At 43.4% G+C, this 14,487-nt stretch carries 14 protein-coding genes; 11 read left to right on the top strand and 3 right to left on the bottom strand.

Annotated features, from left to right (window positions below; genetic code table 11):
- Positions 1–262: 262 nt before the first annotated feature.
- The 11 genes from AK822_RS05720 to purF all read left to right on the top strand — a co-directional run bounded on the left by AK822_RS05720 (position 263) and on the right by purF (position 11,445).
- Positions 263–922: an alpha/beta hydrolase gene (locus AK822_RS05720; RefSeq protein ID WP_060490888.1), complete on the top strand. Its 660-nt coding sequence runs from the start codon at positions 263–265 to the stop codon at positions 920–922.
- A gap of 128 nt (positions 923–1,050) precedes the next feature.
- Complete coding sequence (gene zapE / locus AK822_RS05725; RefSeq protein ID WP_060490889.1) at positions 1,051–2,151, top strand: cell division protein ZapE; 1,101 nt, start codon at positions 1,051–1,053, stop codon at positions 2,149–2,151.
- Positions 2,152–2,340: 189 nt separating this feature from the next.
- Positions 2,341–2,985, top strand: a complete 645-nt coding sequence (locus tag AK822_RS05730) for a nitroreductase family protein (protein WP_060490890.1) — start codon at positions 2,341–2,343, stop codon at positions 2,983–2,985.
- A gap of 177 nt (positions 2,986–3,162) precedes the next feature.
- The gene (locus AK822_RS05735) at positions 3,163–4,458 is read left to right on the top strand and encodes an NAD(P)H-dependent glycerol-3-phosphate dehydrogenase (protein ID WP_060490891.1); all 1,296 of its coding nucleotides are present in this window, start codon (positions 3,163–3,165) and stop codon (positions 4,456–4,458) included.
- 84 nt (positions 4,459–4,542) lie between these two features.
- Complete coding sequence (locus AK822_RS05740; RefSeq protein WP_060490892.1) at positions 4,543–5,001, top strand: SixA phosphatase family protein; 459 nt, start codon at positions 4,543–4,545, stop codon at positions 4,999–5,001.
- A gap of 140 nt (positions 5,002–5,141) precedes the next feature.
- Positions 5,142–6,398, top strand: a complete 1,257-nt coding sequence (gspL, locus tag AK822_RS05745; RefSeq protein WP_060490893.1) for a type II secretion system protein GspL — start codon at positions 5,142–5,144, stop codon at positions 6,396–6,398.
- 65 nt (positions 6,399–6,463) lie between these two features.
- Positions 6,464–7,030 carry a type II secretion system protein GspM gene (gene gspM / locus AK822_RS05750; protein ID WP_060490894.1) on the top strand — a complete coding sequence of 189 codons (567 nt, stop codon included), beginning with the start codon at positions 6,464–6,466 and terminating at the stop codon, positions 7,028–7,030.
- 165 nt (positions 7,031–7,195) lie between these two features.
- The gene (locus AK822_RS05755; protein ID WP_226914222.1) at positions 7,196–7,741 is read left to right on the top strand and encodes a DUF4870 family protein; all 546 of its coding nucleotides are present in this window, start codon (positions 7,196–7,198) and stop codon (positions 7,739–7,741) included.
- Positions 7,742–7,923: 182 nt separating this feature from the next.
- The gene (locus tag AK822_RS05760; RefSeq protein WP_060490895.1) at positions 7,924–8,958 is read left to right on the top strand and encodes a quinone-dependent dihydroorotate dehydrogenase; all 1,035 of its coding nucleotides are present in this window, start codon (positions 7,924–7,926) and stop codon (positions 8,956–8,958) included.
- A gap of 136 nt (positions 8,959–9,094) precedes the next feature.
- Positions 9,095–9,592 (top strand): CvpA family protein, encoded by a 498-nt coding sequence (locus AK822_RS05765; RefSeq protein WP_045446136.1) that lies wholly within the window; start codon positions 9,095–9,097, stop codon positions 9,590–9,592.
- Between the two features lie 317 nt (positions 9,593–9,909).
- Complete coding sequence (gene purF / locus AK822_RS05770; RefSeq protein WP_055124190.1) at positions 9,910–11,445, top strand: amidophosphoribosyltransferase; 1,536 nt, start codon at positions 9,910–9,912, stop codon at positions 11,443–11,445.
- Positions 11,446–11,614: 169 nt separating this feature from the next.
- Here the strand turns inward: purF and AK822_RS05775 are convergent, their stop codons facing one another.
- The 3 genes from AK822_RS05775 to AK822_RS05785 all read right to left on the bottom strand — a co-directional run bounded on the left by AK822_RS05775 (position 11,615) and on the right by AK822_RS05785 (position 14,259).
- Entirely contained in the window at positions 11,615–11,980 is a 366-nt protein-coding gene (locus tag AK822_RS05775; protein WP_045452206.1) for an AzlD domain-containing protein, read from the bottom strand.
- Positions 11,970–12,701: an AzlC family ABC transporter permease gene (locus tag AK822_RS05780; protein WP_060490896.1), complete on the bottom strand. Its 732-nt coding sequence runs from the start codon at positions 12,699–12,701 to the stop codon at positions 11,970–11,972. The genes AK822_RS05775 and AK822_RS05780 overlap by 11 nt, the downstream gene beginning before the upstream one ends.
- Positions 12,702–12,843: 142 nt before the next feature.
- Positions 12,844–14,259 carry an MATE family efflux transporter gene (locus tag AK822_RS05785; protein WP_087945571.1) on the bottom strand — a complete coding sequence of 472 codons (1,416 nt, stop codon included), beginning with the start codon at positions 14,257–14,259 and terminating at the stop codon, positions 12,844–12,846.
- Positions 14,260–14,487: the final 228 nt, after the last annotated feature.

Below are 14,487 nucleotides of genomic sequence, written 5' to 3' on the forward strand. Positions count from 1 at the left end.
GTTGAGGATACGCCATGCACGTATCCGTCCATAGGTGGCTCAACAACTATGATGAATCTACCCTATTCGGCTCTGGGGTGTCTAGTCGGTTATTGTGTGCGGTATTGCAGAGACCACACATATTCATCATATATTCATAGGCGACGTTTACTTATGATGAGCGAAAATGAAAATAAGCGGTACTATGACACAGCAAATCACTTGAAATATAAACCATATCTAGGATAATTGACCTATTCATTTTTAATCAATAAGTAATTTTATGCCATTAATTCCTGCTCCTGCTGGCGTGCTCGAAGTTGACGCGCTTTGGCAACAAGACAATCCTAACAATCCAAATACCGATACAGTGGCGTTACTGTGTCATCCCAATCCGTTATTCGACGGCACGATGAATAATAAAGTGGTGACAACGATGTATCGCTTTGCTCGTGATAATGGTATGCACGTGGTACGCTTTAACTTTCGCGGTGTCGGGCAGTCGACTGGCGAGCACGATTATGCGGATGGTGAAGTCGTAGATGCAATGACCGTGCTACAATGGATTGCAGAGCAAACCAATGCGCGCAAGTTATGGTTGGGTGGTTTCTCTTTTGGCGGTTATGTGACAGCACGGGTGGCTGAGCAGGTGCTTGAAGCCCCTCATATTTGGGGGCTAGGCGATTTTGAGATTACTAAAATCGCTCTTATTGCTCCATCCGTTGAAAAAAATGACAGCAGTGATATAAGCTTGCCAGCCGATAAAACGTTTGAGATTTATGGCAATGCTGATGAAGTGATTGACCCTAATAATATGCAAGCATTTGCGGAGCGATTGGGGATTGCTGTCAGCGTTGTAGATGGCGCAGGGCACTTTTTTCATGGACGTCTGTCAGAGTTGAAAGGCTTATTAGAAAAGCATACCTTTGGTAGCGACTCTTAGTTGTTACCTAGTAATATTAGGATATAAGCCTGCTATTAAGTCATGAGCTCTGATCGCTTCACTTTGACGAGTTCATGCAGAATCAACCATTACCCTACTATTTATTTTGTCTAATGATGAGTCGTATTATGAGTTTATCTCCATTGCAACGTTACGAGCAAGCCGTCAGTACAGATGAGTTTACTCGAGATGAGCAGCAATTTAAGGCCATGAGCTATCTTGATGAGATACATCATCAGCTCATCAATAGTGCGCCACAGAAGAAAGGCTTTTTTAGCTTTTTAAAGCCCAAGCCGACAGCACCAACGGGTTTGTATATGTGGGGCGGGGTAGGTCGTGGTAAAACATGGATGATGGACATGTTTTATGATTCATTGACCATTGATCGCAAGATGCGTCTGCATTTTCATCATTTCATGCAGCGCGTTCATCAAGAACTAAACAAGCTGCAAGGTGAAAGTGACCCATTAGAAAAAGTCGCCGACATCATTTATGCAGAAGCGGTTATTATCTGTTTCGATGAGTTTTTTGTTTCTAACGTTTCTGATGCCATGATTTTAGGTGATTTATTTACCATGCTGTTCAATCGTGGTATTACATTGGTCGCCACCTCAAATATTGAGCCATCAGGATTGTATAAAGACGGTTTACATCGTGACCGTTTCATGCCCGCTATCGCTGAAGTGGAGCGTCATACTACGGTGATGAATATCGATTCTGGTATCGACTATCGTTTGCGCGTATTGCAGCAGGCAGAGCTATATGAATCGCCTATGACGAAAGCGAATCATCATTGGTTAGCCAACCGTTTTGCCAGTTTATCCAATAACCAAAAAATCAGTAATGAGCCAATTACGATTAATGGTCGCGAAATTAGAATTAATGCTCGCACTGAGGATATTTTATTCTGTGATTTCCGTCATTTATGTATGGAGCCACGATCAGCGTCTGATTTCATCGAAATCGCTAAGCAGTTCAGCACAGTATTGGTCAATGCCGTGCCTGCCTTAGACGATGACTTACGTGATCCGACCCGTCGGTTTATTTATCTGGTTGATGAGTTTTATGATCGCCGTGTTAAGTTGCTGGTTAGAGCGCAGCAGTCGATTTTGGATCTATATCAAGGAGAGAAATTGGCGTTTGAGATTGAACGGACACGCTCGCGCTTGCTTGAGATGCAGTCAGAGGATTATCTGCGCATGGAGCATCGGGTCGATGATGTGGCATAATCAAAGCCTCTTCATAGCCGATGATAATCTACAAGTTGTCGATTAAAACACTCATGGTTTTTCATTCAAATCACTCACACTCAATATTGATATATATTCGTTTGACATAACGTGTTTTTTGACAGTATTGAGAGCAAACCAAAGCATTGGTTTTTTGCATAAAAAGATAATAATAAATAAGGAGCAGTAATGACTACATCCGACGAAAATGATAAAAAACTGTCGACCAAAGATATTAGCACAGACAGTATGCCGATTAGCAGTGAAGAAATGATTGGCTGGATCAATTCAAGGCGCAGTATGGGTAATTTGGATTTGCCCGCACCCACACAGACCCAAATCGAAACAGCGATTGAGTGTGCGGCGACAGCGCCAGATCATAAAAAACTGCGTCCATGGCGTTTTATAGTGACACAGGGGGATGCCCGTCATGAATTGGGCAATGCCTTGGTCGCAGCGGCTCAAGCCAAAGCGGTGCAAGAGGGCGAAACGCTGTCCGAAAAGGACATCGCAAAAACTCAAGCCATGCCACTAAGAGCGCCCGTCATCATCACGGTTGTCACAAAAATACAAGCGCACAAAAAAGTTCCTCCTTTTGAACAAATGCTAAGTGCGGGAGCGGCTGTACAAAACCTGATTTTGGCGCTAAAAGCCCAAGGTTTTAGTACAGTGTGGCGTACGGGACTGCTATGTAATGAAGCTGCTGTTAAATCACATTTTGACGTTGGTCCAGATGATTATGTGACGGCGTTTGTTTATACTGGCAACAGCCCCAAAAATGAACCCGCCCGTAAACCGATTGATATCGAGTCTTTAGTGCGATTTGAGTCATAATATATCTAAGCGCTGTTTAGTGGTCCTTTTCTCTTGACGAATACCGCTCTCTAAAAAGACAGTCGGTCGTGTAGCAAAAAGATAGATAGCCTCAATACTCTAAAGCGTCATAATTCATGATAAATAAACCATGATAAATTCTATTAATAATAAATCAGCCAATACGGATAACAGCAAATGACCAGCCCTAATGATAGCAACAAAGACATCAGTAGCGATAATACTGAGGTGAATACGAATGCCCCTGAAAAGCAAAATAGTCTGCTGGCAGGTATCATCGAACGTGCTACCAAATCGGGTATTGGTCGTAAAAAACTCAATCCTAGCGCGGTAGAATCAGCAGTGGCAAAAAACATGGCGGATATTCACAGTAATCCTACCAAGCTACGTTTGGCGTTTTTAGGCGGTGGTAGTTTTGGTACAGCAATGGCAAACTTGGCTGCACGCAATGGCTGTGATACCACGCTGTGGGTACGTAACAAGCGTACGGTAAAGGCGATGGTAAAAACGCAGACCAATAAAAAATATTTACCAGGTTATAAGCTTGATGACAGCCTTAAGTACAGCCATGACTTGGCAGCAGCCGTCAAAGATAAAGATATCGTTTTTATTGCGGTGCCTGGGTTGGCTTTTCGTGAGACCCTAAAAAATATTGCACCATTTATCAGTGGTCAGTCTATTGTGTCATTGACCAAAGGTATGGAAAAAGATACCTTTGCCATGATGAGCGATATTATTAAAGATGAGCTACCTGAAGTGAATTTTGGTGTCATGTCGGGGCCAAACCTTGCGATAGAGATCATGAAAAACATGCCATCGGCGACCGTTATCGCCAGTGAGTCTGAGCCATTGCGCCATGCCGTACAAGCCGCGCTACATAGTGCGTTTTTTCGAGTGTTTGCCAGTGATGATGTCAAAGGTGTAGAGCTTGGCGGCGCGCTAAAGAATATCTATGCGATTGCCATGGGAATGGCAGCGGCCTATGATGTCGGTGAAAATACCAAAGCGATGATATTGACTCGTGCTTTGGCAGAGATGAGCCGCTTTGGGGTTGAGGCGGGTGCGAATCCGCTTACCTTCTTAGGATTGTCTGGTGTGGGTGATTTATACGCCACTTGTAGCTCAGAGCTCAGTCGTAACTATCGTATCGGTAACATGCTCGGTCGCGGTATGAGTATTGAGGCTGCGGTGAAAAAACTCGGTCAAACGGCTGAAGGGGTTAATACTATTCAGCAAGTGCATGAGAAAGCCACCAAGCAAGGCATATACATGCCTATTACCCATGCATTGTATGCGGTCATTTATGAAGATAAAGCAGCATTAGGTGTGGCGTTACATCTCATGGAAGCTGGCTTCCGTAGTGATGTTGAATTTGTAATGGCACATGATCATAGTAATGCGGCGCTAACTGCGCAGATGAAGTCGTCAAGCGATAGCGCTGATGATGAAAGTGGCGATACTGACAGTAAGTAAAAACCCCAATGTTAAATGATGACGTTGTTATAAGAATGATTATTCTGCAAACAACGTCATCATGACGCTGCATAAAGGAAGGTTATGAGAATTATACTAGTACGTCATGGTCAAGCAGAAGATGAATCGCGCCCAGACAGCGCGCGCCAGTTAACTGACTTTGGTCAACAGCAAGCAATGCAGACGGCAGAGTATGTGATGACTCACTATCATCCTGATTATTTTGTCGTCAGTCCCTATGATAGAGCACAGCAGACGCTAGCAGCATTTCAGACGCGCGCGCCCAAGGTTCCAGTAATCGTACAGGAAAATATCACGCCTTCCGATGATGCGCGTCAAGCTTTAATAGATATTGCGAATATTGACGCTGAGTGTCTGGTAGTGGTGTGTCATATGTCTATCGTTGCTTATATCGCTGGTCTATTAACTGGCGATTATCCTGAATCATTTTCTCTTGCAGAAGCAAGGATGTTTGAGATGGACTTTGTAATGGCAGGTATGGCAAAAGAGATTGATCGTTTTGTGCCTGAGCAGCCGTATTGAGATTAGGTCGAATCGTCAGTGATACTGTTGACACTTAGTCTATTGATGCTTAGTGGTGTTAAACTGGTTAAAGAATGAAATTGTCTGAATCCTACCTTATCCTATCTTTAAAACAGCTTTAATAATTAAGGACACGCTTAGTGTTACATGTTTGGTTACGAGCGCAGCATAGCCCGCTAGCTGTCTGGCATGAAGATATTCAGCAATGGCAAACGGTTGATGGTTGGCAACAGCTGCAAACGATCTATGGTAATTATAAAACCAATGCGCAGAAGACTTTGTGTCTATATTTTCCATCAAGCCATATATTGCAGGTAGATACTGAGCTGAATGCGACTCAGCTTAAACAGCTGGGCAATAGCGGCAAGCAATACTTGTTTGAAGAGACATCCTTGACCCCTGTTGAGCAATTGGCGATTCGGCAAATCAGTGAAGCCGATAATCACCAACTGTATGCACTGGCGCAAAGCGATATCGAGTCATGGCAGCAGAGTGCTAAGCTCGCTGGCATGAGCATAACGGCGTTACTGCCTGATTTTTTATTGCTACCAACGCCAGATGAAGGGGCTGGTCAGCAAGTAACACTGTATCAAGATGAGCAAACCATGCTACTGCGTCAGTCATTGCGACAAGGTATGGCTGTCAGTTATTTGCCCTTAATTTTTGAACGTTTCCTGCATTTAAGTGAAGTGAATATATTGCCGCCCATAACGGCTTTAGATGATCTTTCAAAGCCAACAAATTCGGCAATGCCCACGAGCTTTATGACAGAAACGGCCGCGCTTGTTGCAGATCACCAGTTATTATTAACCACATTGACCACGACGCCCAAGCCTGTTGACAGCCCTGAGCGTCACGCGCTTAACTTCTTTATTAAATCAACGGACTCAAAGCTCTCACCGTATTTGCGTGTGGCAGCGATGGTCGCGTTATCGGCACTGGTATTACAGATGGCGACCGATGGCCTGCAGTGGTATCAGTATAATAAGGCGACGGTAGCGACCAAAGCTGAGATTGCGGCGCAGTATCAAGCTTGGTTTCCAAACGAGCCATTAAGCTCGCGCACTAAACTGCAAGTGCAATTGCAACCAAAGCTGCGCAGTGACAGCCAAGCACCAGCCTCTCATATGGCAGCATTGACTCGCATATCCCCGTTAATCAAACAGTCTTCACTGCGGGCACAAGCGTTAGTGATGGAGCCATCAGCACTCAGCTTTACCTTGATTGCCCCTGATCGTAATAGTCTTGATAAGTTTACGAGCACACTTGTTGCGCAGGGTTTAAATGCCAAGCTTGCACAGGTAAACAGTAATGAGCAAGGGCAGTTTAGTGGCCAGGTTACGGTGAATGTCGTAGAAAATAATGACACGACGCAAACCAGTGTAGCGGCATCATAATTTATTTGCCAACTAGGCAGCGGTAATAAATAGGCAGTGGTAATAAAAGTCAAAAAGGTTGGAAAATGAAACGATTACAGCGCCGCACCAAACGTAATAACATCACGCCAGAGACCAGTAACAGTATTGGAACCAATGTGCTGTCAACGCGTGTAAATAATTTTCAACAGATGCTATCGTTACGTTGGCAGGCACTTTCGCCGCGTGATCAGTTGGCATTGACCGTATTGTCTATGTTCTTATTATTGTTCATTGGTGGCTATGGTGGTTATAGTATTCATCAAGCGGCAAACGATAGTAAGCGCGACTATCAAGAGCAAGTGGCTGATTACTTTTGGTTGCGTGCTCAAGCGGGCAATATCGATAGTAATGCGATGAATACGGCGGATGGTGAAACCGCCATGCCACCTGCCAATGCTATCAGTGTATTGTTAAACAATTCAGGTATTGCCAACGCCCAAGTCGTTGCGACCGGTGATGCCGTGCAACTGAGCTTCAATCATGCCAGTCAAGCAGTGGTCAGCACCGCACTTGGCAAACTCGAACAGCAAGGTTGGCAATTCAGTCAGCTATCGATACAGCAAGACTTGGTTACCAAAGCCATTCAAGTACAAGCGACTGTCACCTCATAAATCGATATGCTGTGGAAACTGGAAGTATTTTAATTCTTGTCTATTGTCGCCCCAAATTAACTGATCATCAATTTCTAAAATAACCATTTGTCATTAGTGTCATTGAAAAATTGCACGTTTGACACAATTAATTAACTATCACACAGCCAGAGATGGATATTTAAGATGAATCAATCTTCTGATCGCAAACCTGACACGCGTAGCCATCAGCAGACCAGAACTGCTGAATACCAGAGTAATTCGTCAGTTGAAGCTGCATTTGATCATGAAATGACTCAGCAAAGGCAGAGCTATGGGGCGAGTGACAATATGAGCAACGGTAAGCGCCGTTCTTTAATCACTTATAATCACATTACTTATTTTTTATACGTAATCAGCTATTTTACCGCTGGATTACTGTGGGTTGTACCAATTGTGATGAACTATGCGAAGCGCCATGACGCAGAGGGTTCGTGGTTGTCCACGCATTTCGATTGGCAGATTAAGACCTTTTGGTATAGCATCGTATTTTTCTTCTTAGGTATTATTATCATTACCTTTGCATTAGGGGGTTTTGGCATTAGTATGCTGGCTGATAGCAATAATATTGCCATTGGTTCGGTATTATTAGCGGTATTTGGCCTGCTAATCATGATTTTCACCTTCATATGGCATCTTTATCGTATCGTCCGTGGTTGGATAGCCCTGACGGATGGTCGTCCTGTACCTTAGGGACTGTAGAATACATCTGTCAGTTCCTTAGCCAATATGTAGGTATAGCTATTAGCACTCTAATACAGAAATTTAGCGCATGAAACTTTGCTCTTATTTCTGTTAAGCTGATATAATCGCAGCGCTTGATTTTATTCGCACTATTCACTCACTATTTCTTTCGAGCAGGGTCTGCCATTACTATGTCTTATGCCTTACTTCGCCCTTTTTTGTTTAAGATGGATCCAGAGCACGCCCACGAGATGACCTTATCTTTATTAGATAAAGCACATAAAGCACGTGTTTTAGGTTTGGTATACGGTCAGTCAATGCAGCCAACAGACTGCATGGGCTTGCAATTCACCAATCCGGTCGGCCTAGCGGCAGGACTGGATAAAAATGGTGATTATATCGATGCGTTGGCTGAGCTGGGCTTTGGTTTTATAGAAGTGGGCACGGTCACGCCAAGACCGCAAATAGGCAATGATAAGCCAAGGTTGTTTAGAATCAAGCAAGCTGACGCTATCATCAATCGAATGGGTTTCAATAACCAAGGTATCGATTATCTGATTGAAAACGTCAAGCGCTGTCAATACAAAGGCAATATTGGGATTAATATTGGTAAAAATGCCGACACGCCAGTAGAGCAAGCTGCCGATGATTATGTCTATTGTTTAGAGCGTGCTTATCCGCATGCCTCCTATATCACCGTTAATATCTCCTCACCAAATACTAAGAATCTGCGTGATTTACAAAGTGGCGAGGCATTGACTCAGCTTTTGGATACGATTAAAAATCGTCACAGCCAATTAGCCACTGAATATGGTTTTTATGTGCCACTGGTATTGAAAGTTGCGCCTGATCTAGAGCCGCTACAAGTGGATTATATCTCGCAGCAATTGCTCGATTTTGAGATAGATGGGTTGATTGCGACCAATACAACATTGAGCCGTGTTGGTGTTGAAGATTTACCTGATGGTGAGCAAGCAGGTGGTCTATCAGGTCGCCCAGTCAGCCACATTAGTACCCAAATTTTACAACAGTTCTCCGATCAGCTAGATGGTAAAGTCGCTTTAATAGGCGTCGGTGGTATTGACAGTGGTGCAAAAGCCGTCAAAAAAATCGAAGCGGGTGCAGATATGGTGCAGCTCTATACGGGGCTCATTTATCGTGGTCCTGGGCTGGTACAGTCTTGTATTCAAGCAATCGGTGGCTATTACGACGCGATGGAGCTATAGCGGATTAATGTCCCTAGCTCATTACCTATCAGATACACAAGACGACTGTATTTTGAGCTGAGTCATCATAGATTAATGTGTCACAAAAACGAAAGTAAGCATCCGATAAAAATCAATAAGGTATGAGGCGTAGAACATGAGTGGTCTGGATATCGTGATTGCTATTGTTGTTTTGATCGGCTTATGGCGCGGCTTTCAAGTCGGATTGATCAAAACAGCCGTTGGTCTAGTCGGTTGGTTTATTGCCCTGATCGCTGCCACGCGTTTGGCAGGAGTAGTTTCGCCGCAACTATCAGGCATGGTACAAAACCCTGTTTTACAAATGGCAATGGCATTTTTATTGGTGGTGATAATCATATTGGCCATCATGCACTTAGTGGCATTTGTATTTTCAGGCGTGCTTAAAACCTTACGCTTGGGTGTCGTTGACAAAATGGCAGGTGGTGTACTGGGTGCTGCTAAAAATGTACTGATGGTCTTAGTTGTGCTTAGCGTCAGTGCGCCGTTACTGGTGCAAATGCCACAATGGCAAACGTCAGTGCTCGCACCTGAGCTATTGCCTTATGCCCCGATGGGTAAAGCGTTGGTCTCAGATGTATTAGGTATGGCTTGGGATCAAGTCAATCAGTCGTAAGTATTTTTACGGTTAACCTTTAATGTTTCAATGCTTCGATGCTGATAGCTTGGGTTTGTGGTGCTAGAGGTTATCGCTTCTATCATATCCTCTTTGTAGGTTATCCTTGATAAAAAATTATTTAATCGCATTTAGAGACCACAAATGCCAATAAATAGTGCATTTTGTTAATAGTCAAAAGATAAATATTCGTTAAATTCTGAACAACAATCATCAGGTCGTCGGTGAGTAACAGTACGCATTTTTGATAATCTACTGTTAGCAGTCTTGCCACTATTGTAGTACTAATTAATGAGTCAAAATAGGATATAGCTATTATGTGTGGAGTCATTGGAGTTGCAGCTCACGAACCAGTCAATCAGATTCTTTATGACGGTTTGACGATGCTACAGCATCGTGGGCAAGATGCAGCGGGTATTGTCACTTTGCAAGATGGACGACTCTATCTACGTAAAGAAAATGGCATGGTACGTGACGTATTTATGAATCGTCATATGATGAAACTGGTTGGTAAGTTCGGTATCGGTCACGTTCGTTATCCAACAGCAGGCACGTCAAGCAGTGCCGAAGCTCAACCATTTTATGTCAACTCACCTTATGGTATTACCCTTGCACACAATGGTAACTTGACGAATGCTGAGAGCTTAGCCAAGTCTTTATACATCGAAGATCGCCGCCATCTTAATACCGATTCAGATTCAGAAGTATTGCTAAACGTACTTGCCCATGAAATGCAAAACTTGGGTAAAACCAAAGCAACGCCTGCTGATATCTTTGAAGCAGTCACGGCTGTATATGGTCGTGTCGAAGGCGCTTATGGCGTGGTCGCTTTGATTACTGGTCATGGTTTGCTCGCATTTCGTGATCCAAACGGTATTCGTCCGCTTATTTTCGGTAAGCGCATGGCACCGAATGGCGGCACCGAGTACATGGTTGCCTCAGAGTCAGTTGCACTGACAGGATCAGGATTTAGCATTATCCGTGATGTCAAACCTGGCGAAGCCATATTCATTGATTTAGATCATAAATTACACACTCATCAGTGTGTTGAGCAGCAAGAATACACGCCTTGTATCTTTGAATATGTGTATTTTGCCCGTCCAGATTCTATCATGGACAACATCTCAGTTTACAAAGCACGCTTACGTATGGGTGAAAAGCTGGCTGATAAAATCCTTGCTGAATGGGGTGAAGATCATGATATCGATGTGGTGATTCCTATTCCAGATACCTCGCGTACGTCAGCGATGGAGCTGGCACTAAAAATGAATATTAAGTACCGTGAAGGGTTTATGAAAAACCGCTATATCGGTCGTACCTTTATCATGCCAGGTCAACAACAACGTAAAAAATCAGTTCGTCAAAAACTCAGCGCCGTACCACTTGAGTTCAAAGGTAAAAACGTATTGTTGGTTGATGATTCTATCGTTCGTGGTACCACTTGCCATGAAATCATCCAAATGGCACGCGATGCTGGTGCGAATAAAGTATTTTTTGCTAGCGCCGCGCCACCGGTTAAATATCCAAACGTCTATGGTATCGATATGCCAGTACGCAGTGAGCTTATTGCCTCAGGTCATACGGTAGAAGAAGTACGCGATATCATCGGTGCTGATAGATTGATTTTCCAAGATTTGGACGACTTGATTGATGCGGTAAAAGATACCAAGTACAGCAAAGTTGAAGGTTTTGATTGTGCCGTATTTAATGGTTGCTACATCACTGGGCAGATCAATGAAGCGTATCTCGAGCATCTACAAGAGCAGCGCAATGACACTGCTAAGACAGGCAAAAAAGGCGTACAGATAGTGGCTGATACCCCAGTTGATATGATGGGCGTCGAAGAGCTTTAAGTTATCAATTTCTTAAAAGTATCAGTTTTTTTCAGCACTTTTAGAAAGTAAAAGGCTGGATTCTCATAAGAATCCAGCCTTTTTTTATTTTAAATATAGTTCAATTACAGGGTTTAAAATTCTTCATATGAACTATAAGCTGTTATCCATTCACGTATTTATCAATTTTCTAGTATCCACTTAAAAAATTAGTAAATACCCATAGCAAGCCATTAATGGCGGCGATGCCAACGACCATACTGACCAATAATTGACGGCTGATATGATAAACGAACAACACCAAAATAAGGGCACCAATTTGCGCCATCAATAAATGGAGTTCAGCATTATTTAGCCCAGTCGTTGCCGATAAATTTTGATAAGAAAGGCTGGTCAAAATAAGCAATACCATGACTGATAGTGGCAAGCTCTCATTGAGCCGATGCAGCCAAGGTGTGTCTAACAGCTTTCTGGGTATTAAGGCAGGTAGCGCGCGGGTAATAAAGGTCACGGCGGCCATCGCAAAGGTTGCGAAAATAAGGTAACTACTGGTCATTGTTGGCTCCTGTCATATTACGCTGCGTCCAAAACCCACGAGCTAAAATCAATAGCATACAGATGGTGATTGCCACCAATAACAACCAATTGCTAGTAAATAAGGAGGCCACTGCTAAAGAAATGACAGCAATAGCAATGGGGAAATAACGTTTGATACTTTGGAACTGCTCATAAGCTAAGGTTGCAAACAGACAGACTAAGGCAAAATCCAAATGTGGTACTAAATCGCTCAGAGTACTGCCGATTATGACACCAATAGTGCTAGCTAGTACCCACCAGCTTTGATTAAATAAGCTCAATGGTAGTATCAACGCTTGTCTTGACTCATTAGGTAAACTGGTCATAACAGAGAAAGTTTCATCAGTCAGGGCAAATAGGCAATAGGTTTTGGCAAGCTTATGTTCTGGTAGGTATTGCAATAATGGCATACCATAAAATACATGACGTAAATTGATAGCGGCAATATTGGTTGCGATGCTACCAATCGGTAAACCAGCGCTCAGCATCGGCAAACAAGCATATTGAGCGGCACCCGCATACAGTACAACACTCAACATAATCGTTGCCCACACAGGGATACCGGCAACTTGTGCTAGCACACCAAAGGCGATACCTGCAGGTAAATAGCCCATCGCCACAGGTAGACTTTTTTTGAACCCCGCCGCCCAGTCGTAGCTGGTCTCATGCTGTTGATGTAATTCTTTTGAATGAGTAGTCACATGACATCCTAATTTTTGCTGTTTTTTGATTATTATTAATATTTTGCTGAAAGATTAATGTTAGAAAACTGGTTTTAAAATGAAGCATAGCCCGAGTAATGGCAAAAACACCCTAGAAAAAATGCACTTCATATAAAGAACATTACACAGTCGGCTGGAGTTTTTCATAGCTGGCTGTTTGATGAGCTCGGTACAAGAAGCCACCCAAAATAACCAGCCGAAGTAATAACAAACACCACACGCTTAGCCAAATACCAGTCATATCCCACTGTTGGTAGAGCACCCAGCTAAGTGGAAAAAAGATAGCGGCGAGTATCAAAGCTGCGTTACGAATCACATTGCCGGCAGTTAAGCCAAAAAATATACCATCTAGCCAATAGGCACCAACGCCAACGAGAGGTAGTAATACCGCATAAAGATGGTACTCATATGCCAGCGTAAAAACGGACTCGATATTGGTCATAAATTGCAAATATGTTGGCATTGCAAGCCACCATATCGCACTTAACGTTATCGCTAAACCGTAACTGACGATACCGGTGCGCTTGACGATAATACGAAAACGTGGCCAATCCCGTCGTCCTGCTGCTTGACCGCTTAACGTTTCAGCCGATACCGCCACGCCATCAAGAGCAAAGGCTGAGATACTTAATACTTGAAGCAAAATAGCGTTGGCGGCTAGGATGACGTCACCACTTTGAGCCGACAAGCGAGTAATCCAAGCGAAACTCAACGTCAAGATCAGAGTACGGATAAAAATATCTTTATTTAATGAAAATAGCCTAAGCATTTTTTCTTTAGAAAAGTGTTGCTTGTCGGCAGTGAATAAGGCTTGCCAAGATATTTGCAAATGCTGACGGCTGAGCCACAACGCTAGTATCATGCCTAGCCAAAAGGCAATAGTGGTTCCTAACGCCACCCCAACCAATCCCATCTGCATCCCGTAGACAAAAAACAAAGTCAGAATGATATTCAGCATAGCGATAAAGCCTTGCTGGTAAAGCATGTAGCGAGTCTTACCTTGACCAGCAAACCAACCAATAAAGGCAAAGTTCATTAGCTCAGCGATGACGCCCCAAAAGCGTACATCTAAATAAATCTTTGCCGCTTGCCCACTTTCGGGGTTGGCCGATAGGGCTTGTAAGCCAAAATCTATCAACCAAGGCTTTGCCAATAACAGAATGCTACCGATAGCAAACGCTAATAACAAGGCACGTTGCAAGATTGATAGTAGGGGTGATGGGGTTGACGATTTTGTGGTATGAGTAGAATTATCAACATGATTGACCGATTGTCCTAGCGCTTGAGCCGATAGCCCAGATGAGGCATATTGCAAAAAGTTAAAACTCACGAGTAATAAAGACAATAACTGTATCGCTAAGCCCATCCCAGCAAGTTTAGCCGTGTCATTCATGTTACCCACGATCGCGGTATCGATGACGCTTTGTAGTGGCATAGCTAGGTTGGCCAATAATACGGGCAACGCAATAGCAGTGATGCGCGCATAGCGAGTATCAATCGGTGGCATAGCACTAGGTGGCGAGGTGGTCATTGGCATTTTTGGCTCGTTTATCGCTGAAAAACAAGAAGGGCAGAGTTAGTGTTATGAACACTATGACATTACCGTATAGTCAATTCACTATAAAGGCGTTACGGGGTTAACCTTACTTGAAGTATGACTTATATATTTGTACTTTGTTGCCTTGACTCTGTTTTAAATGGAGTTAGCTCTAGTAGGTGTGATATTCAAGGCAAAAATAGCTACAAAGACAAAAGCACCTAGACT

The organism is Psychrobacter sp. P11F6, assembly GCF_001435295.1.
Classification (GTDB): Bacteria; Pseudomonadota; Gammaproteobacteria; order Pseudomonadales; family Moraxellaceae; genus Psychrobacter.

Excerpts from the sequence above, each read along its gene's own strand:
- AK822_RS05720 (WP_060490888.1), top strand. The coding sequence starts at position 263 with ATGCCATTAATTCCTGCTCCTGCTGGCGTGCTCGAAGTTGACGCGCTT.
- purF (WP_055124190.1), top strand. The coding sequence starts at position 9,910 with ATGTGTGGAGTCATTGGAGTTGCAGCTCACGAACCAGTCAATCAGATT.
- AK822_RS05730 (WP_060490890.1), top strand. The coding sequence starts at position 2,341 with ATGACTACATCCGACGAAAATGATAAAAAACTGTCGACCAAAGATATT.
- zapE (WP_060490889.1), top strand. The coding sequence starts at position 1,051 with ATGAGTTTATCTCCATTGCAACGTTACGAGCAAGCCGTCAGTACAGAT.
- AK822_RS05760 (WP_060490895.1), top strand. The coding sequence starts at position 7,924 with ATGTCTTATGCCTTACTTCGCCCTTTTTTGTTTAAGATGGATCCAGAG.
- AK822_RS05775 (WP_045452206.1), bottom strand. The coding sequence starts at position 11,980 with ATGACCAGTAGTTACCTTATTTTCGCAACCTTTGCGATGGCCGCCGTG.
- AK822_RS05755 (WP_226914222.1), top strand. The coding sequence starts at position 7,196 with ATGAATCAATCTTCTGATCGCAAACCTGACACGCGTAGCCATCAGCAG.
- AK822_RS05735 (WP_060490891.1), top strand. The coding sequence starts at position 3,163 with ATGACCAGCCCTAATGATAGCAACAAAGACATCAGTAGCGATAATACT.
- gspM (WP_060490894.1), top strand. The coding sequence starts at position 6,464 with ATGAAACGATTACAGCGCCGCACCAAACGTAATAACATCACGCCAGAG.
- AK822_RS05785 (WP_087945571.1), bottom strand. The coding sequence starts at position 14,259 with ATGCCAATGACCACCTCGCCACCTAGTGCTATGCCACCGATTGATACT.
- AK822_RS05765 (WP_045446136.1), top strand. The coding sequence starts at position 9,095 with ATGAGTGGTCTGGATATCGTGATTGCTATTGTTGTTTTGATCGGCTTA.
- AK822_RS05740 (WP_060490892.1), top strand. The coding sequence starts at position 4,543 with ATGAGAATTATACTAGTACGTCATGGTCAAGCAGAAGATGAATCGCGC.